Here is a 17946-nt window from a genome sequence, read left to right as displayed (position 1 = left end):
TTCGTGCCAACCACCGATCCCCATCAGGAACCGATCACCGACGGGCCGCAATGGCCCCAGATCCTGGGCCGGCTGACCACCGGCCAGAACCTTGCCGCGGGTCAGGCGGGGTGGGCAATGGACCAGGTCATGACCGGTTCTGCGACCCCGGCGCAGATCGCTGCGTTCGCCATCGCGATGAAGATGAAGAGGCCCACCTCCGCGGAGGTGACGGAGCTCGCCGACGTGATGTTGCGACACGCCCGAAAAGTGCCCGCGGACGCGCTCGCCGCGATCGGCAGCGACGTCGTCGACATCGTGGGGACCGGTGGCGACGGCTCCAACACCGTCAACCTGTCCACGATGGCGTCGATCGTCGTCGCCGCGTGCGGGGTGCCGGTGATCAAGCACGGGAACCGCGCGGCATCGTCGTTGTCCGGTGGCGCCGACACCCTGGAGGCCCTGGGCGTGCGGATCGACCTGTCGCCGGGAGACGTCGCCCGCTCGGTCGTCGAGGTCGGCATCGGGTTCGCGTTCGCCCCGCAGTTCCATCAGTCCTACCGGCACGCGTCGGCAGTGCGGCGAGAGATCGGGGTGCCCACGGTCTTCAATCTCCTTGGGCCGCTCACCAATCCGGCGATGCCGCGCGCCGGCCTGATCGGCTGCGCCTGGGCGGAACTGGCCGAGGTGATGGCCGGGGTGTTCGCCGCGCGCGGCTCCAGCGTCCTGGTCGTGCACGGCGACGACGGGCTCGACGAACTGACCACCACGACGACGAGCACCATCTGGCGCGTGCAGGCGGGCACCGTCGAGCGGCTGACGCTGGACCCGAAGGCATTCGGGTTCGCCCGCGCCGAGCTGAGCGAGTTGCGCGGCGGTGACGCCACGGCGAACGCGGAGTCGGTGCGCGCGGTCCTGGCGGGCCAGACCGGTCCGGTCCGGGATGCCGTGGTGCTCAACGCCGCTGGCGCGATGGTGGCTCATGCCGGGCTATCCAGCGACGCCCAGTGGGTGCCGGCGTGGGAGCGTGGCCTGGCCCGCGCCACCGAGGCGATCGATTCGGGTGCGGCCGAGCAGCTGCTCGCGCGGTGGGCTCGGTTCACCCAGAAGGTCTGAGCGCTGTGCCTGCTGCGCCGCCGCCCGGGCCGACCGGGCGGTGGCGGCCCACTCGGCCCACCGGCCGGCCGCGGTGACCGGTAGGCAGTACCCGGATTCGTCGTCGGCGGAGGTGCGCACGATGCGCACACCCGGCGCGGCCAACCAGCGCACGATGAGCGCCACCTCCTCGACGGGCGCGCCGCCCAGCGGCCGCTCCGCTGTCAGGATCACTTGTGCCGCAGCGGATATCGCGTCGACGACGGGCATCGGCGGGACTCGCCGCGGTGCGTTCCCGGCTGCCGCCAGCTGGCCGTACCGGACCACGACGAGGTGCCAGCCGCCGGCGCCGTCGGGCCGGGCGGCCACCAGCTCCGGCAGTGCGGTCAGGGCGCGCAGGCGCTGGCCGCGCCACAGTCCGTCGATGACGGTCGCGGCATGGTCGCGGAGCCGCGCGGCGGTCTCGAAACGGCCCTCGGAAGCCAGGTCGTCGATGTGTTTCAGTGCCGTGCACAGTGCGGAATCATCAACGCCGGCAATGTTTTCCGCGGCCCGGTCGGCGAATTCGGCGTAGGCGCCCGCGGTGATGCCGCGGGGCGCCGGACATGGCGACAGTTCCCGCTCCGGACACTGCGGCCCGTGTTGGGCGGCCCGCGCCAGCCGCGTCGTACAGGTCCGCACGCCCGTGAAGCGGGCCAGCAGCAGCGCGGAGTCGACGGCGTCGGCATGGGCCCGGAACGGCCCGACCGCCCGATCGTGTCGCGGCGCCCGCACCACGCTGAAGCGGGGGAAGGCCTCGTCGGTGAGCACCACCCACCACCACTTGTGCGGGGCCTTCGAGCGCCGGTTGTACGGCGGCGCGTGCGCGGCGAGGAGCCGCAGTTCGCGCACGCCGGCCTCCAACTCGTGGGCGCACTCGACATGGTCGACGCGGATGGCCAGTGACGCCATCTCTTTCATGCGGGCGCGCGGGTCGGCGCCGGTGAAGTACTGCCGGACCCGACGGCGCAGATCGACCGCGGTGCCCACGTACAGCACCTCCTCGGACGGCCCGCGGAACAGATAGACGCCGGGGGAGCTCGGCAGCGCGTCGGCGAGCTTGCGGTTGCGGCGCTGAGCCCTGGTGACGTCCGGGAGATAGCCGCGCAGTTCGGCCAGCGTGTGCACACCCTGATTGCCGATGCGCTCGAGTAGTCCGTGCAGCACGTCGACGGTGGCGCGGGCGTCGTCGAGGGCGCGGTGCGTGGGGGTGGTGGTGGCGCGGAACAACCGGGCCAGCTCCGAGAGCCGGACGCTCGGTGCCTCGTCGCGCGTCAGGACCCGGCGGGCCAGCTTGACCGTGCACAGCACCGGAGGGTTGGGCCAGGGCAGCTGCGCCCGCTCGGCCGCCGCCCGCAGGAAGCCGATGTCGAAGCCCGCGTTGTGGGCGACCAGGACGGCGCCGCGGCAGAACTCCAGAAAGGCGGGCAGCACCGATTCGATGCGGGGGGCGTCGCACACCATGGCCGTGGTGATCCCGGTCAGCTGCACGATCTGTGGCGGGATGGCGCGACCGGGGTCGATCAGGGTGGCCAGTTCGCCGATGATCTCGCCGCCGCGCACCTTGACCGCACCGATCTCGGTGATGGCGTCCAGCCGCCTCCGGTGTCGTCCGCCCGGGCCCGGCCGCCGGTGGTCTCCAGGTCGACCACCACGAATGTGGTGTCACGCAGCAACGCCTCGTCGAGGTCGAAAGCCAACTGGTCGGTGGCGCTGCCGGAGCCCATGACGTGACAGTAGGGGCCGGCACCGACAAGAAATCACATCGATGTCATTCCGTGATCCGGTTGCTGATCACCCGCACTTTTTTGTCGGTGGACGTCGCTAGCGTGCGCCTCAACCGATGAAGGAGTCAGAGATGAAGTTCGACAACGGGCCGGTCAAGATCGACTGCGACGACTGCGCCGTGCGTGGTCCGGGCTGCGGTGACTGCGTGGTCAGTGTTTTGCTGGGCGTACCCGAGACGCTGCTCGACGACGAGCGCCGCGCGCTGGAGGTGCTCGCCGATGCGGGCCTGGCGCCGCGCTTGCGGTTGGTGCCGATCGGTCGGCCCAAAGGCGGGGCGGGCACTCAAAACGAGACAAAGTCAAGTACTACGGGCGTAGCGTGACGACGCTCACATTGTGATGCTGGTTAACGGGATCGGGGGGCGGGCTGATAGATTGGCCATTCCCGTTGGACAACGCCGATGCCGTTTCGTAACCTATTCGAGACCTCACTGAGTTCGAAGCGGCTCGAACCCGCAGTTGAAGGACGCGAAATCTTGAGTCTCCACCGCACACACCGCACCATATGCGGTCTTAAACGACCAGTAGCCGGTGCGATCGCGGGGCTCACCATACTTGGTAGTGCATTTGCGGGCAACGTCATGGCCGATCCGGCCGACGATGCCGTAGCAAAGCTCAACGAGCTCTCGCGCCAGGCGGAACAGACCACCGAGGCCATGCACGCCGCGCAGCTCGATCTGGACAAGAAGCTGGCTGCCGCGAAGGCCGCCGACTCCAAGCACGAGGCCGCCGCTGCCGCCGCGGAAGTCGCCAAGAACGACCTGGCTACCTACCAGGACTCGGTCGACAAGATTGCTGCGGCGCAGTACATGGGCGGCCGCACCGACGGCATCGACGCCATCCTGACCGCCGATTCCCCGCAGGGTCTGATCGACCAGCTCTCGGTCCAGCGCGTGATGGCCGGTGAGATGGCCGCGCAGATGGCCAACTTCCACAGCGCCTCCGACTCCGCCGCGAAGGCCGAGGCCGACTCGGCCAAGTCGGCGTCCGAAGCCAAGACCGCGGCCGAGCAGGCCGCCGCCGTGCGTGCCGATCTGCAGTCCAAGCAAAGCAAGCTGCAGGTGCAGATCGCCATCGTCAAGTCCCGTTACACCGCGCTGACGCCGAGTCAGCGGCAGGCGCTCGCGGCACTCCCGCCGGCTCCCGCCGCCCCGCCGGCGCCCGCCCCGGATGCCTTGCCGGCCCCGGGTGACGATCCCGCCATCAACGCCGCCGGCCCCAACCCGCCCGCCGAGGCGGTTCCCGTCCCGTCGGAAGGTGGCGGCACCGCTGCCGGCGCCATCGCGGTGCAGGCCGCACTGACCCGCATCGGCGACCCGTATGTCTGGGGTGCCGCCGGTCCCGGCCAGTTCGACTGCTCGGGCCTGGTGATGTGGGCGTTCCAGCAGGCCGGCATCTCGCTGCCGCACTCGAGCTACGCGCAGGCCGCCGGCGGCCAAGCGGTGTCGCGTGACCAGATGCAGCCCGGTGACGTCGTGAGTTACTACTCCGATGCCTCGCACGTGGGCATCTACATCGGCGACGGCATGATGGTCCACGCCTCGACGTTCGGTGTGCCCGTGCGGGTCGCTCCGGTCGACAACGCGCCGATCTACAACGTGCGTCGCTACTGAGCCTCTCCCGTCGCGGTCTTTCCCGTCGCGTAGTTATCGGCCTTCTCACCGCAGAGGCGGCTGCTGCCGCTTTCGTACTGAGTCGCGGTCACTCGGCTGACGTTCCGGCCGCCTCACCGCTGCCGGCGCCGCCGCTGCCGTCGCCAACTCCGGGCACCATCCGGCTGGCCGACGGCCGGACCGCCGACCTCCTGGTCCTCGACCCCGGCTCGACGCTGCCGGGCCGCATCACCGCCGAACTCGACGGCGCCGTCGCCGCGGTGACCGCATTCTGGGGCGAGGACTGGCGCCGTCAGATCACCATCGTGACCACCGGGACCGACGAGGAGTTCCGGGCGCTGGCCGGCGGACGTCAGGAGTTCGCCGCGGCGACCACCGTCGACCGCATCGTGTTCGGGCCCGGCGCCGCCGCGATGGGACCGGGTGCGCTGCGAATCGTGTTGCGCCACGAGCTTTTCCACTATGCCTCCCGGCCGGTCACGGCCGCCGACGCGCCCTGGTGCCTGACTGAAGGCGTCGCCGACTACGTCAGCCGCCCGCGCACCCCGCGACCCGCACCCGCCGACATGGCGGTGCTGCCCACCAACGCCGACTTCCAGGTCACCGGCCCGGCGCTGTCGCTCGCCTATGACCGCGCCTGGTGGTTCGCCCGGTTCGTCGGCGCGCGGTTCGGCGATCCGGTGCTGCGCCGGCTGTATCTGGCCGCCTGCGGCGCCGGTCATCCTGATCTCGACGCCGCACTGACCGCCACGCTCGGCCTGCGGGGCGACGCGCTGACCGCTGCGTGGCGGCAGTGGCTCGCGGCCCCGGGCTGACGCGATAGCCTGACCGCGATGTCTTCCCCGTCGCTGCGCTCGCCCCGGACGTCTCGGGTGCTGCTGCTGACCAACGATTTCCCGCCCCGCAAGGGCGGCATCCAGTCGTATCTGGAGAGCCTGGTCAATGAGCTGCTCGGCCGCGGGTCGCACGAGCTGACGGTGTACGCCCCGAAATGGAAGGGCGCACCGGAATACGACAAGGCCGCCGCGGCCGCCGGCTATGAGGTGGTCCGCCATCCGACGACGCTGATGGTGCCCGAACCGACCGTCGCGCTGCGGATGCGCCGCCTCATCGCCGAGCACGACATCGACACGGTGTGGTTCGGCGCGGCCGCGCCGCTGGCGCTGTTGGCCCCGCTGGCCCGCGAAGCCGGCGCGACCCGGGTGGTGGCCAGCACGCACGGGCACGAGGTGGGTTGGTCGATGCTGCCCATCGCGCGAAACGCGTTGCGCCACATCGGAAACAACACCGACGTGGTGACCTTCGTCAGCCACTACACGCGCAACCGGTTCGCCGCGGCGTTCGGGCCGGACGCGGCGCTGGAATACCTGTCGCCCGGGGTCGACGTCGACCGCTTCGTCCCCGACGAGGTGGCCCGGGCCGAGTTGCGGACCCGGTACGGGCTGGGGCAGCGGCCGGTGATCGTCTGCCTGTCCCGCCTGGTGCCGCGCAAAGGGCAGGACATGCTGATCCGGGCACTGCCCGAGATCCGGCAACGGATCGACGGCGCCGCACTGGTGATCGTCGGCAACGGGCCGTACCGCGACGACCTGCAGAAGCTGGCGCGGCGCTACGACGTCACCGACCATGTGGTGTTCACCGGCGGCGTGCCCGGCGACGAGTTGCCGGCCCACCATGCGATGGCCGACGTCTTCGCCATGCCGTGCCGGACCCGGGGCAACGGTCTCGATGTCGAGGGCCTCGGGATCGTCTTCCTCGAGGCCTCGGCGTGCGGTGTGCCGGTGGTCGCCGGTGACTCCGGGGGCGCACCGGAAACCGTCGTGGAAGGCGAGACCGGCCACGTGGTCGACGGTCGCGACGTCGCCGAAATTGCGGCCGCCGTCAGTGACATCCTCGCCGACCCCGACCGGGGCGCCGCTATGGGCGCCGCCGGCCGTCAGTTCGTCGTCGACAACTGGCAGTGGAAGCTCAAGGGCGAGCGGCTCGCCGAGCTTCTCTAGCTAGCTGTAGAGCGCCGCGATCTCGGCGGCGAACTTCTCGGCCACCACCTTGCGCTTGACCTTCAGCGTCGGCGTCAGCTCGCCGGTGTCCTCGGTGAAGTCGACCGGCAGAATCCGGAACTTCCGGATGGCCTCGGCCTTGGACACCGTCTGGTTGGCGTCGTCGACGGCCTTCTGGATCTCGGCGACCAGGGCCGGGTCCGCGGCGAGGTCGCCCACGGATGCGCCGGCGTCCTTGTTGTTGCGCTGCTTCCAGCCCTCGAACGCCTCGGGGTCGATGGTGATCAGCGCGGCGATGAACGGCTCCTGATCGCCGACGCACATGGCCTGGCTGATCAGCGGGTGCGCACGCATGACGTCTTCCAACGGGGCCGGGGCGACGTTCTTGCCGCCGGCGGTCACGATGATCTCCTTCTTGCGCCCGACGATCGACAGGTAGCCGTCGTCGTCGATGGCGCCGAGGTCACCGGTGTGGAACCACTCGCCGGTGAAGGCCTCGTCGGTGGCGGTCGGGTTGCCCCAGTAGCCGCTGAACACCACGCCGCCGGAGAGCAGCAGCTCGCCGTCGTCGGCGATGCGCATGCTGTTGCCGGGCACCAGCTTGCCCACCGTGCCGACCTTCAACTCGCCGACCCGGTTGACGGTGATGGCGGCGCTGGACTCGGTCAGGCCGTAGCCCTCGTAGATGGTGACGCCGACGCCGCGGTAGAAGTGGCCGAGGCGGGCGCCCAGCGGCGCGCCACCGGAGATGGCGCCGACGCAGTTGCCCCCGAGGGCGGCCTTGAGCTTGCCGTAGACCAGCTTGTCGAACACCGTGTGCTTGAGGTTGAGCAGCAGGCCGGCGCCCCCGGTGTCCTGCGCCTTGCTCCACTCGATGGCGGTGTCGGCGGCGATCTGGAAGATCTTGCCCTTGCCGTCGTTGCGGGCGTTCTGCTCGGCGGTGTTGTAGACCTTCTCGAACACGCGGGGCACCGACACCACGAGCGTCGGCTTGAAGACCCCGAGGATCGGCACCAGGTTCTTGATGTCGCTGGTGAAGCCCAGGGTCACCTGGTTGCTGAAGCCGGCCACCGCGACGGCGCGGGCCAGCACGTGCGCCAGCGGCAGGAACACCAGCAGCTTCTGGCCCTTGGCCAGCAGGTCGGGGAAGCAGGCCTTGACGCCGCGCAGCTCCGACAGCAGGTTGGCGTGGGTCAGCTGGCAGCCCTTGGGGCGGCCGGTGGTGCCCGAGGTGTAGATCAGGGTGGCCGGGTCGCTCGATTTGATGGCGGCCAGGCGGGCGTCCAGCTCGGCGCGGTCCACGCCGGCGCCGGCGTCGGCCAGCTGATCGAGGGCGCCGCCGTCGATGACCAGCACCTCACCTAGCGCGGGCACCTCGGACCGGATGGACTCGATCTTGGCGGCGTGGGAGTCCGCCTCGGCGAAGGCCAGGACGGCGCCGGAGTCGGCCAGCACGTGCCGGATCTGGTCGGCGGCGGAGGTTTCGTAGATGGGCACCGTCACCGCGCCGATCGACAGGATCGCGAAGTCGATGATCGGCCATTCGTAGCGGGTCGCCGACAGCAGCACCACACGGTCACCGGCCTTGACGCCCTTGGCGATCAGGCCGAGGGCGGTGGCCCGCACCTGGGCGGCCACCTCGGCGCTGGTCACGTCGGTCCAGGTGTCTCCGACCAGGCGCTGGATGGCTACGTGTTTGGGGTCATCGCGCTCGAGGGAGTACACCGGGGCGACGACGTTGTCGTATTCGCCGATGGTGAACGATGCGGGAACGCTGAACTCACGCACGGTGTGGCCTTTCGGGTCAGGGCAAGGCGGTACTGGCAGCAGTGCCGTGACAGCAATGCCGTGCTCAGCGTAGTCGGGTGCTTCATCACACTGTGGAGGCGTATGTGAAGCTGGTCGGGATGAACAGCATCCAGATCGCCGACGAGACCTTCGTGTGCGCCGACCCAGCCGCTGTCGGTGCCGCCGTGGCGAACCAGAGCAGCTGGCGGCGCTGGTGGCCGGACCTCAAGCTGACGGTCGTCGAAGACCGCGGTCCGGCGGGGCAGCGGTGGACCGTCACCGGTGCGCTGACCGGGACCATGGAGGTGTGGCTGGAGGCCGTCATGGACGGTGTCGTGCTGCACTATTTCCTGCACGCCGAGCCGACGGGTGTGTCCGGCGCGGCACTCGCCGAGCTGAACCTGGCGGACCTCAACCACCGACGCCGGGTGGCTGGTAAGAACATGGCTTTCGAGATCAAGACCGATCTCGAGCGGACCCGCCCGGTGGGCGTGTCCCGGTTGGCCTGAGGCCCGGTATCGCCCCGCCAGGGCGGGGCGCTGGCGGTACATTGAGAGCTCGGCAGACGGGCGTCCGACGCCCGCGCCGGCATCGTAGAACTCGGGGAAGTGGACACGTGGCGGACAAGACTGCGCAGACCATCTACATCGACGCCGACCCGGCGACCGTGATGGACGTGATCGCCGACATCGGCTCATATCCCGACTGGGTCGCCGAGTACCCGGAGACCGAGGTGCTCGACGTCTACGCCGACGGTTACCCGAAGACGGCGCGGATGGTCCTCGACGCCACGGTGCTCAAGGACACCATGGTGTTCACCTACCAGTGGCCCGCCGACCGCAAGTCGGTGAGCTGGTCCCTGGTGTCCAGCACGCTGCTGAAGGCGCTCGAAGGCACATACCGCTTGTCGCCCAAGGATTCTGGCACCGAGGTGACCTACGAACTGTCGGTCGATCTGATGATTCCGATGATCGGATTGCTCAAACGCAAGGCAGAGCGGCGCCTGACCGACACGGCGCTCAAGGACCTCAAGAAGCGAGTCGAGTCTGAGTGACACAGACCCTGCTGGGCGTGCCAGGATCAGTCTGTTCGTCGGTAAGGGTGGAGTAGGCAAATCGACGGTGGCCACGGCCACCGCGGTACGCGACGCCCGGGCCGGGCAGCGGGTCCTCATCGTGTCGACGGATCAGGCCCATTCCACCGGTGACGTGCTCGGCGCGGACGTCCCGCCGACCGGACTGCGGACGCCGACACAGGTCCCCGTCGACGACGGTGCCGGCGTCGTGCTGGATGCCCTGGCGCTCGACACCCTGGCGCTGCTGGAGGCCCGGTGGCGTGAGGTGGCCGCCGTGCTGGTCGCCCGGTTCCCGGAGTCCGATGTGGGAGACGTTGCCCCGGAAGAGCTTTCGGCGCTGCCCGGCATTCAGGAGGTGCTGGGCCTGCACGAGGTCGCCGAGCTGGCGGCGTCGGGCAACTGGGACCACGTGATCGTCGACTGCGCCTCGACCGCCGACGCGATGCGGATGCTGACGCTGCCCGGCGCGTTCGCGCTGTACCTAGAGAAGGCCTGGCCGCGGCACCGGCGGCTGTCGGTCGGTCTGGCCGATGCGAAGACGGCCGCCATGGTCATGCTCGTCGAGCGGCTCGCCGCCGCCACCGAGGCGCTGGGGGAGTTGCTCGACCAGCCGGACGTCACCGCGCATCTGGTGCTCACCCCGGAACGGGTGGTGGTGGCCGAGGCGGTGCGGACGCTGGCGTCCCTCACCTTGATGGGCGTGCACGTATCCGAGCTGATCGTGAATCAGGTTCTGATCCAAGACGATTCGTACGAGTACGTGAACCTGCCCGCGCACCTCGCGTTCGACTGGTACGCCGAGCGGATCGCCGAGCAGCGCAGCATGCTCAGCGACCTGGATGCCGCCGTCGGCGACGTGCGTCTGGTGCTCGTGCCGCACCTGGCCGGCGAACCCATCGGGCCGAAGGCACTGGGGGAACTGCTGGAGGCATCGCGGCTGCGGCACGGCGCCCCGCCGCCCGCGCCGCCGCGGCCCATCGTCGACCGCGAATCGGGCTCAGGATTGGCCGCTGTCTACCGGCTCCGGATAGAATTGCCGCAAATCGACCCGGGGTCTCTGACGCTGGGCCGCGTCGACGACGACCTGATCATCGGCTCGGGTGGCACCCGGCGCCGGGTCCCGTTGGCATCAGTCCTGCGCCGTTGCATCGTGACCGGCGCGTCGTTGCGCGGCTGTGAACTGACCGTCCGTTTTCGCCCTGACCCGGAGGTGTGGCCCAAGTGACGCACACCGATTTCGGGGCGGACGCTCTGGGCGACCTACCGGTGGACCTGCGGCTGCTGGCGCAGGCGCTCCTCGACAAGATCGATCCCGTCGTCCGGCTGTCCGTGGCGATGCTCGCCGACGGCGAGAACCCCAGCGACTGCAACCAAGTGTGGTGCCCGGTGTGCGCACTTGTCGCCCTGGCCAACGACGAACAGCATCCGATGCTGACGGCCATCGCCGAACACAGCACGACTTTTCTCGACGCCGTGCGCGCCGCGCTCGCCGACCAGGGCCCCGCCGGCCCGCACCCCGAGCCGCCGACGGATCCGTCCGGTCCCGGCGGCAAACACCGCCAGCCCGACGATCCGGACGGTCCACCAGGGCCGGGCCGGTACCAGTCCATTCCGGTATCTGTGGAGGAATGACCAGTCCGCTGCGGGCTGTGGTCGGGCCGACAGTCGGTGGGTAAAGTTGTCGGGGGCACCGTCCGGGGGCCCTCAGCGGGAGGTTCGATGTTCTTCTGGTTCTACAAGTACATCTTGATGGGCCCGTTGCTGCGTCTTCTGGGTCGTCCGAAAGTCACGGGGCTGGAATACGTTCCCGACCAGGGGCCCGTCCTGCTGGCCAGTAATCACCTGGCGGTCGTCGACAGCTTCTATCTGCCGCTGGTGCTGCGCCGGCGGATCTTCTTCCTGGCCAAGGCCGAGTACTTCACCGGTACCGGTATCAAGGGCAAGCTGATCAAGTTCTTCTATTCGTCGACCGGCCAGGTGCCGATCGACCGCACCAACGCCGACTCCGCGGCCGACGCGCTGACCGCCGCCGCCAAGATCCTCGACCAGGGCAAGCTGCTCGGCATGTACCCCGAGGGCACGCGGTCGCCGGACGGCAAGCTCTACAAGGGCAAGACGGGCCTGGCGCGCATCGCGCTGGAGACCGGTATCCCCGTCATTCCCGTCGCGATGATCAACACCGACGTCGTGAACCCGCCGGGAAGCAAGATGTGGCACTTCGCGCGCGTCGAGGTGAAGTTCGGCAAGCCGATGGACTTCCGCCGTTTCGAGGGGCTGGCCGGTAACCGGTTCATCGAGCGCGCCGTGATCGACGAGGTCATGTACGAGCTGATGCGGCTGTCCGGGCAGGAGTACGTCGACCTCTACGCGGCCGACGTCAAAGAAGGCAAGACGCCGCCGCCCGCGATCAAGGCGGGCTGAACGCCAGAACGACAAGAGCCGAGGATTGCCGTCACCAGGTGACGCGATCCTCGGCTTTCTTGATTTCGCAGGGCCGGTTCACCGGTTCGCCAACCTGACGCGGCCGAACAGCGGCCGTCGGACCGCCTTGTGGTCACCGTCGCGCGGCTGCCACGCGGCCGCGGTCAGTTCGTCGCCGAGACCGGCGCGACGTGTTCGGTCGCATCGGCAGCGGGTGTGCCGCGGCCGGTGATGGTGCCCGCCGCGGCGATGACGGCGAGCCCCCACCACACGTACGAGCTGCCGATCACCTGACGCCACAGCGTCGCGTCGACCTCGTGATGTTCGGGCAACAGCCGGATCGGCGTACAGACCAGCAGGACGGCGCCGAGTGCGCTCACCGCGGCCAGGACGGCGCTGCGTTCCCGGTAGGCGATCACGGTGATGGTCACCATGGTCGGCAGGGCCCACACCCAGTGATGCGACCACGACACCGGTGACACCACCAAGCCGAACATCGCCACACACATCAGGGCTAGCACCGGCTGCCCCGCGCGGAGCACCCGATGGGCCGCCCACACCGTGAGCGCCAGTACCGCGAAACACAGCACGACCCAGAGCACGAATCGCGGCGTCGCCGACATCCCGAACCGCGCCAGCGTGCCGGAGATGTTCTGGTTGGTGTTCAGCGTCGCGGTGCCGATGCGGTCGGTGTTGCGGACCGTCTTGGTCCAGTACTCCCACGAGTCGCCCCACGCCAGCGCGAATGCGATCAGCGTGACCGCGACGGACGACGCCACCGTGGTGAGCAGTGCGCGGAAGTCGCGGCGCAGCAGGAAGTACAGCAGGAACACGGCCGGGGTCAGCTTGAGGGCGATCGCCACCCCGAGCAGGACGCCGCGCGGCCACGGGGTACGGCGGGGGACGCAGTCGGCGATCACCAGCGTCATCAGCACGACGTTGATCTGCCCGAAGTTGAAGTTGGACCGCACCGGTTCGAGGAACAGCACGGCAGGTCCGACGATGGCGACGGCGAGCCAGCACCGGCGGGCCAGGGCCGAGCTGCCGAGCTGCGATTGCGGCCAGACGTCCAGCCGGGTCAGCACGATCACGACCGACACCAGCAACAACACGAACGTCGTCACCGTGATGGCCACGCTCGCTGCGGGCAGCGGGAGCCAGGCGAACGGCGCGAACATGATCGCCGCCAGCGGCGGGTAGGTGAACGGCAGGTCGATGCCGGCCTCGGTACGGAAGATCGTGCTCTCGCTGTACAGCGGCGTGTTGTTCAGCCAGGCGCGGCCGCCCATCCGGTACACGTCGATGTCGATCCGGTACGGCGTATGACCCAGCAGCCGCCAGGCGCCCCATACCAACGTCAACATGGCCAGCAACTGCAGCAGCCGCCAGGCCAGCCGTTGTCCGGAGGCGGGCCAGAACCCGGGTCTGATACGCATCTCGCCGGACAGCCTATCGGGGGGACCGGCGCGTCGGCGCCCTGCGGTGCGGTGACACGCATACGCGGGCGTAAGTTTCTTCAGCGTGCGGTCGCCCTTACCTACGGAGTTCGTGTCCAGTGGGCGGCTGCCGTTGTTGTGGTGCCTGATTGCGTTCATCCTGACGTTTTTCGTGACCCGGACCGTGGTGCGCTACATCCGGGCCCATGCCGACAATCCGGCGCCGCGCAAGTGGTGGCAGCCGCGCAACATCGGTCACGGCAGCCTGCACATCCACCACGTGGTGATCGGCGTGGTGCTCGTGATGGTGTCGGGAGTGACGATGGTGACCCTCGCCGTCGACGGCGGCGTCCCCGAATTCACCGTGGCGGCAATCTTTTTCGGTATCGGTGCGGCCCTGGTCCTGGACGAGTTCGCGCTGATCCTGCACCTGTCGGACGTGTACTGGGCCGAGGACGGCCGCACCTCGGTCGACGCGGTGTTCGTCGCGATCGCGGTGGCCGGGCTGCTGATCCTCGGGTTCAACCCGCTGTCGTTCTTCGACATCACGGTCTGGCGTGACGACCAAGACGTGGCCGCCCGGATCATGGTGGTGGCGCTGGCTCTCATCACCCTCGCGATGGCGGTCATCGTGCTGCTCAAGGGCAAGGTGTGGACCGGACTGATTGGGATGTTCATCACACCGCTGCTGGTCATCGGGGCAATCCGGCTGTCGCGACCGCACGCGCCGTGGGCCCGGTGGCGCTACACGAGCCGGCCGCGCAAGATGCACAAAGCGCTGGAACGCGAGCGCTGGCTGCGCCGGCCGGTGGTGCGGGCGAAGCTGTGGTTACAGGATGCGATCGCCGGTATGCCAAAGTTTCCCGACGACGCGGACGTTGACCAACAACTCGACCGCGAGATCCACGCGGCACCCGCGCCGCCGGACCGAACGCCGACCGAGGTTGCCTGAATGAAGTTTTTTTACGACACCGAGTTCATCGACGACGGTCGCACCATCGACCTGATCTCGATCGGTGTGGCCGCCGAGGACGGGCGCGAGTACTACGCCGTCTCTTCGGAGTTCGACCCCGACCGGGCCGGTTCCTGGGTGCGCAAGAACGTGCTGCCGAAGCTCCCGTCACCGTCGTCGAAGGTGTGGCGCTCGCGCCGGCAGATCCGCTCGGAGCTGGAGGACTTTTTCAACATCGACGGTGACGAGCCGATCGAGCTGTGGGCCTGGGTCGGCGCCTACGACCACGTGGTGCTGTGCCAGTTGTGGGGGCCGATGGCCGACCTGCCACCGGCGATGCCGCGCTTCACCCGGGAACTGCGACAGTTCTGGGAGGACTGCGGCAGCCCGCGGATGCCACCGCGGCCGCGCGATGCCCACGACGCGCTGGTGGATGCGCGACACAACCTGGACCGCTACCGGCTGATCGCCGAGATGATGACGGCGCCGAGGTAAGTCACGGTCACCAGGCGCGGAACGGCACGCTGGTGACGGCGGCGTCGTTCGGGCCGAACTGCACCGTCAGCTGCAGCGTCCACAGTCCCGGCCGCGGCGCCGTCGCGTACGTGCTGTGCCAGTGACCGTCGGCACCCGCCGTGAAACGCACGGGCAGGCTGGCGATCTCGGCGCTCGACAGGGTGCCCCGCAGCGCGGTGGCGCCGGGCGCGGTGATGTCGATCGGGATGGCGCCGTGCCGCGTGGTATCGAGATGCACCTGCGCCTGGCGGCCCTCGTCGAGCGCGGCGGTTGCGGTGAACGCGGGGCCGTAGGTGGTGCGGGCGGGCGGCTCACCGGTGAGCACCGTGGTCATGATCAGCACCAGCACCGCGATCGCGGTTTCCAGCGGCACGGTGCGACGCAGCCGCTGCGGGGTGAGCCGACGCCGGCCGAGGTAGGCCAGGGCGGCCATGAGCGTCACCAGGAAAACCTTGCCGCACAAGGCCATTCCGTAGCCGGTCGACCACAGGGACTCGATGGGCGACACCTGCCGCCAGGCCTGGTACTCGCCGGTGAGCAGGACCGCCGCGACGCACCCGAACGCCACCCGGGACCACCGCGCCAGCTCGTCACTGCGACGGGCGGGCAGGACCACCAGCGTCAGCACAACCAGCCCGCCCAGCCACAGCGCCATGGCCAGCAGGTGGACGGTGGTGACGGTGATGGCGAGCCACGGGTCCGGACCGGCGGAAGCGTGCCCGGAAGCGGCGACGCCCGCCGCGAGCGCCGTCGCGATCACGACGAACAGCGCAGTCCCGGCGCGCACGGTCGCCGCGAGCAGCACGAGCAGGAACGCCTGCACGTAGAGTCGGACGTCGGCTCCGGTGCTGACGGCGTCGATGACGGTCGCCGCGGCCAGCAGTACCCAGCCGATGCCGGCCAGGACGCGCGTGCGGCGCAGGGTGAGTGCCCATCCCCACACCAGCCGGGCCGCCGCGAGCACGCCGACACACAGCACCAGGCCGGTGTACGTGAGACCGCGGGAGACATCCGACGCCACCGACGACGAGGCAACGGGATGAATCTCCGGCGGCGCGTCCGGCGCCTGCTGCACGCCGAAGCTCACCGACCCGGACACCTCGTGTCCGTCGGCCGACATCAGCCGCCACGTCGCCGTGTAGCTGCCGCGCGGCAGTTCCGGCGGCAGGTCCAGTTCGACGGTGGTGTTGCCCGCCCGCTGTCGGACCTCCCGGTCGACCCGTGCGCCGGCGTTCGAAATCACCTGGACCGCACCGGGAATCATGCGAACCGGCTCGTCGAACGTCAAGGTGACCCGGCTCGGCGCGGCCGCGAGCGTGGCGCCGTCGACCGGATCGCTGGAGACCAGGACGGCGTGCGCGTGTGCGAGGGGAGCCGGCAGCAGGAGCGCGAGCAGAGCCGCGAGCAGCGCTGCGACCGGCCTCAGTTCTCTAGTCGTGACTCGTCTTTCGTCGGGAAGCTGCCAGGTTAGCGATCCCCAGCAGCAGCGCGACCACCGACAGGGCCAGCGCCGTCAGGCCCGGCCAGGCGGGCGTCGCAGCAGCCGGGGCGGCGGCTGCGGGCCGGTCGTGGTCACCGCCGCCGGCGGGCTTCAGGTGCAGGGAAGGCGCGGGGTGCTCGGGCTCGGGCTGGCCGGGGTTGGCCATCTCGTTCCAGTTGACGGTCTTGCCGTCGCTGTAGGTCTGGACCGCGGGCAGCGTCAGCGTGTTGACCTTGGGCAGCGGGCCTGCCGAGATCGCGAAGACGTTGAACTGATGCGGCGGGATGGGCGCGTCCGGGGCGGTGGCCTTCCACTCGACCGACGAGACGTACTCGGTGACCTCGGCGCCGTCGTCGTCCTTCTGCGGTGCCGGCAGCTTCTTCTTGGTGATGGTGGCGGTCCAGCCGGCCTTCTGCTGCGTGCTGACAGAGATGATCGGCTGGTCGTCGGGCAGTACGACCAGCAGGCCCGTGGTCGACGCGGTGTCCGACTCGGTCGGCACGCGGAAGTTCAGCACGCCCCAGCCACCCTGGGTGGCGTCGCCGGTCACCTTGACGTGGGCGGCGGCCGGCGCGGCCAGGGCGACGGCGCAGGCCGTCGTCGCGGTGACGGCGGCAATGGCCTGAAGAGGCTTGCGGGCCTGGAAAAGCTTGGGCATGTTGTCCTTTCGGGAGGGGGTCAGACGGCCATGACAGCGAAGGTGGCGCTCATCCCGAGCGCCATGAGCAGGTCGGCGTACGGGCGCTTGGGCCCGCGCACCAGCAGGTAGAACCACCACAGCGCGGCGGCGCAGAATCCGACCGCGAGCGCGATGCAGACCACGGTGAACCAGCCCGGGGGAGTCACGGCGATGGCGCCGTGACCGAGGTGGGCGCTGTGGTGACCGGAGGCTCGAGCTGTCGCCACCGGGACCCCGGCGTTCGGCGCCATCAGCAGGCCCATCAGCGCCATCGCGGCCATCATGGTGCAGTGGTAGACGGGGTGCGGCAGCCCGAAGCCGAACAGGGCGAGGTAGGCGAAGTACAGCGCGCCGGCGGTGAACACCAGCACGTACAGCAGCGGCGACACCTGTATGCCGGCCGGCCAGAGCATCGCGATCATGCCCACCGAAGCCAGCGCGTGCAGCACCGCGACGCCGCGTTGTCCGGGTACGCGCCGCCCGTTGCCCGCGAACAGCAGCGCGGCCACCGCGAACACGGCAGTCAGCGCCCAGCGCAGGGCGGAGTCGGCGATCACGCTGTCATTAGTCGTACGGAAAGGGGATTCAGTTCCCGGCGGGCTTGAACCGCATGTCGGGTTGCGACCGCTCGAGCGGTGTCAGCGCCACACCCAGCCAGCAGACGGCCAGCACCGCGGCTGCGACGAAACCGGCCAGCGACCACCACACCGCGACCCGCGCCGGTGACGTCTGGCACCACCAGACCGCGCCGAACCCGGCGGCCGTGGCCACGCCCGACAGGTACAGCGCCGCGCAGCACACGCGAAAGCGCTTGCGCCACAGTGCCGTTGCCGATGTTATGGCGGCCAGGGTGAACAGGATGGCGACGACCTTCAGTACCCACCGATGCGATTCCGACCAGCTGACCCCGGCCGACACCACCAACACGACGACCGCGACGGCGGTGGGGTAGCGGCGGGCAGGACCGATCCAGACCTCGTCGAACACCCGGCGCCCGATGGCGCTCAGGGTGTGTTCGAGGTCGATCGCGTGGCGGGTGGACAAGCCGAACTCCGTTCAGTCTGTAGACCAGTTTCGCAGAGTTGG

Annotated in this window: 19 protein-coding genes and 1 pseudogene; 12 read left to right on the top strand and 8 right to left on the bottom strand. The window is 69.6% G+C overall.

All coding sequences use genetic code 11. The annotated features are described in order from the left end of the window. The first annotated feature begins 3 nt into the window (after nucleotides 1-3). A complete protein-coding gene (gene trpD / locus G6N46_RS08675; protein ID WP_234880598.1) occupies nucleotides 4-1095 on the top strand; it encodes an anthranilate phosphoribosyltransferase in 1092 nt (363 codons plus the stop codon). On the opposite strand, the pseudogene G6N46_RS08670 reads toward trpD, so the two are convergent. Continuing rightward, nucleotides 1033-2676: pseudogene (locus tag G6N46_RS08670) on the bottom strand (DEDD exonuclease domain-containing protein); the annotation flags it as partial. The gene trpD and the pseudogene G6N46_RS08670 overlap by 63 nt on opposite strands. Next, nucleotides 2637-2840 (bottom strand): hypothetical protein, encoded by a 204-nt coding sequence (locus tag G6N46_RS28620; protein WP_234880599.1) that lies wholly within the window; start codon nucleotides 2838-2840, stop codon nucleotides 2637-2639. The pseudogene G6N46_RS08670 and the gene G6N46_RS28620, both read right to left, overlap by 40 nt. A 116-nt stretch (nucleotides 2841-2956) precedes the next feature. Between G6N46_RS28620 and G6N46_RS08665 the strand changes: the two genes are divergently transcribed. From G6N46_RS08665 to G6N46_RS08650, 4 genes are all read left to right on the top strand, one after another. Further along, complete coding sequence (locus G6N46_RS08665; protein ID WP_138248623.1) at nucleotides 2957-3223, top strand: hypothetical protein; 267 nt, start codon at nucleotides 2957-2959, stop codon at nucleotides 3221-3223. Between the two features lie 153 nt (nucleotides 3224-3376). Then, on the top strand, nucleotides 3377-4513 hold the full coding sequence (ripC, locus tag G6N46_RS08660; RefSeq protein WP_163692666.1) for a peptidoglycan hydrolase RipC: 1137 nt from the start codon (nucleotides 3377-3379) through the stop codon (nucleotides 4511-4513). A 260-nt stretch (nucleotides 4514-4773) separates the two neighbouring features. Further along, the gene (locus G6N46_RS08655; protein ID WP_234880600.1) at nucleotides 4774-5328 is read left to right on the top strand and encodes a peptidase; all 555 of its coding nucleotides are present in this window, start codon (nucleotides 4774-4776) and stop codon (nucleotides 5326-5328) included. 18 nt (nucleotides 5329-5346) lie between these two features. Further along, on the top strand, nucleotides 5347-6513 hold the full coding sequence (locus tag G6N46_RS08650) for a glycosyltransferase family 4 protein (RefSeq protein WP_163692663.1): 1167 nt from the start codon (nucleotides 5347-5349) through the stop codon (nucleotides 6511-6513). Here the strand turns inward: G6N46_RS08650 and G6N46_RS08645 are convergent, their stop codons facing one another. Further along, complete coding sequence (locus G6N46_RS08645) at nucleotides 6514-8301, bottom strand: AMP-dependent synthetase/ligase (RefSeq protein ID WP_138248626.1); 1788 nt, start codon at nucleotides 8299-8301, stop codon at nucleotides 6514-6516. A 119-nt stretch (nucleotides 8302-8420) separates the two neighbouring features. Here G6N46_RS08645 and G6N46_RS08640 point away from each other — a divergent pair, with 119 nt between their 5' ends. From G6N46_RS08640 to G6N46_RS08620, 5 genes are all read left to right on the top strand, one after another. After that, a complete protein-coding gene (locus tag G6N46_RS08640; protein WP_061006822.1) occupies nucleotides 8421-8810 on the top strand; it encodes a polyketide cyclase / dehydrase and lipid transport in 390 nt (129 codons plus the stop codon). 107 nt (nucleotides 8811-8917) lie between these two features. Beyond that, nucleotides 8918-9355: an SRPBCC family protein gene (locus G6N46_RS08635; protein ID WP_138248627.1), complete on the top strand. Its 438-nt coding sequence runs from the start codon at nucleotides 8918-8920 to the stop codon at nucleotides 9353-9355. Further along, on the top strand, nucleotides 9348-10601 hold the full coding sequence (locus G6N46_RS08630; protein WP_138248628.1) for an ArsA family ATPase: 1254 nt from the start codon (nucleotides 9348-9350) through the stop codon (nucleotides 10599-10601). The genes G6N46_RS08635 and G6N46_RS08630 overlap by 8 nt, the downstream gene beginning before the upstream one ends. Beyond that, nucleotides 10598-11008 (top strand): hypothetical protein, encoded by a 411-nt coding sequence (locus tag G6N46_RS08625; protein ID WP_133427015.1) that lies wholly within the window; start codon nucleotides 10598-10600, stop codon nucleotides 11006-11008. Before G6N46_RS08630 ends, G6N46_RS08625 begins: the two co-directional genes overlap by 4 nt. Before the next feature lie 87 nt (nucleotides 11009-11095). Next, the gene (locus tag G6N46_RS08620; protein WP_061010504.1) at nucleotides 11096-11797 is read left to right on the top strand and encodes a lysophospholipid acyltransferase family protein; all 702 of its coding nucleotides are present in this window, start codon (nucleotides 11096-11098) and stop codon (nucleotides 11795-11797) included. Nucleotides 11798-11961: 164 nt separating this feature from the next. On the opposite strand, the gene G6N46_RS08615 is transcribed toward G6N46_RS08620, so the two are convergent. Next, nucleotides 11962-13233, bottom strand: coding sequence for a glycosyltransferase 87 family protein (locus tag G6N46_RS08615; RefSeq protein WP_133427014.1), 1272 nt, complete (start codon nucleotides 13231-13233; stop codon nucleotides 11962-11964). Nucleotides 13234-13345: 112 nt separating this feature from the next. Here G6N46_RS08615 and G6N46_RS08610 point away from each other — a divergent pair, with 112 nt between their 5' ends. Both G6N46_RS08610 and G6N46_RS08605 read left to right on the top strand, forming a co-directional pair. After that, nucleotides 13346-14185 (top strand): hypothetical protein, encoded by an 840-nt coding sequence (locus tag G6N46_RS08610; RefSeq protein ID WP_234880601.1) that lies wholly within the window; start codon nucleotides 13346-13348, stop codon nucleotides 14183-14185. After that, nucleotides 14186-14680, top strand: coding sequence for a polyadenylate-specific 3'-exoribonuclease AS (locus tag G6N46_RS08605; RefSeq protein WP_061006811.1), 495 nt, complete (start codon nucleotides 14186-14188; stop codon nucleotides 14678-14680). A 7-nt stretch (nucleotides 14681-14687) separates the two neighbouring features. On the opposite strand, the gene G6N46_RS08600 is transcribed toward G6N46_RS08605, so the two are convergent. Genes G6N46_RS08600 through G6N46_RS08585 form a run of 4 tightly spaced genes read right to left on the bottom strand, consistent with a single transcriptional unit; the run spans nucleotide 14688 to nucleotide 17904 of the window. Further along, nucleotides 14688-16082 (bottom strand): copper resistance CopC/CopD family protein, encoded by a 1395-nt coding sequence (locus G6N46_RS08600; protein WP_166428075.1) that lies wholly within the window; start codon nucleotides 16080-16082, stop codon nucleotides 14688-14690. Nucleotides 16083-16131: 49 nt separating this feature from the next. Continuing rightward, nucleotides 16132-16839 (bottom strand): YcnI family copper-binding membrane protein, encoded by a 708-nt coding sequence (locus G6N46_RS08595; protein ID WP_138248629.1) that lies wholly within the window; start codon nucleotides 16837-16839, stop codon nucleotides 16132-16134. A 20-nt stretch (nucleotides 16840-16859) separates the two neighbouring features. Beyond that, a complete protein-coding gene (locus tag G6N46_RS08590) occupies nucleotides 16860-17417 on the bottom strand; it encodes a DUF5134 domain-containing protein (protein WP_138248630.1) in 558 nt (185 codons plus the stop codon). Nucleotides 17418-17445: 28 nt separating this feature from the next. Beyond that, a complete protein-coding gene (locus tag G6N46_RS08585) occupies nucleotides 17446-17904 on the bottom strand; it encodes a hypothetical protein (RefSeq protein WP_138248631.1) in 459 nt (152 codons plus the stop codon). Nucleotides 17905-17946 lie beyond the last annotated feature (42 nt).

The sequence above is a fragment of the Mycolicibacterium phocaicum genome (assembly GCF_010731115.1).
Taxonomy (GTDB): domain Bacteria; phylum Actinomycetota; class Actinomycetes; order Mycobacteriales; family Mycobacteriaceae; genus Mycobacterium; species Mycobacterium phocaicum.
Note: the sequence above shows the minus strand (reverse complement) of the source record. Positions and strands in the feature narration are given on the sequence as shown.

Coding starts and splice junctions, on each gene's coding strand:
- G6N46_RS08620 (WP_061010504.1), top strand. CDS start 11,096: ATGTTCTTCTGGTTCTACAAGTACATCTTGATGGGCCCGTTGCTGCGT.
- G6N46_RS08615 (WP_133427014.1), bottom strand. CDS start 13,233: ATGCGTATCAGACCCGGGTTCTGGCCCGCCTCCGGACAACGGCTGGCC.
- G6N46_RS08650 (WP_163692663.1), top strand. CDS start 5,347: ATGTCTTCCCCGTCGCTGCGCTCGCCCCGGACGTCTCGGGTGCTGCTG.
- G6N46_RS08605 (WP_061006811.1), top strand. CDS start 14,186: ATGAAGTTTTTTTACGACACCGAGTTCATCGACGACGGTCGCACCATC.
- G6N46_RS08665 (WP_138248623.1), top strand. CDS start 2,957: ATGAAGGAGTCAGAGATGAAGTTCGACAACGGGCCGGTCAAGATCGAC.
- G6N46_RS08595 (WP_138248629.1), bottom strand. CDS start 16,839: ATGCCCAAGCTTTTCCAGGCCCGCAAGCCTCTTCAGGCCATTGCCGCC.
- G6N46_RS28620 (WP_234880599.1), bottom strand. CDS start 2,840: ATGGGCTCCGGCAGCGCCACCGACCAGTTGGCTTTCGACCTCGACGAG.
- G6N46_RS08640 (WP_061006822.1), top strand. CDS start 8,421: ATGAACAGCATCCAGATCGCCGACGAGACCTTCGTGTGCGCCGACCCA.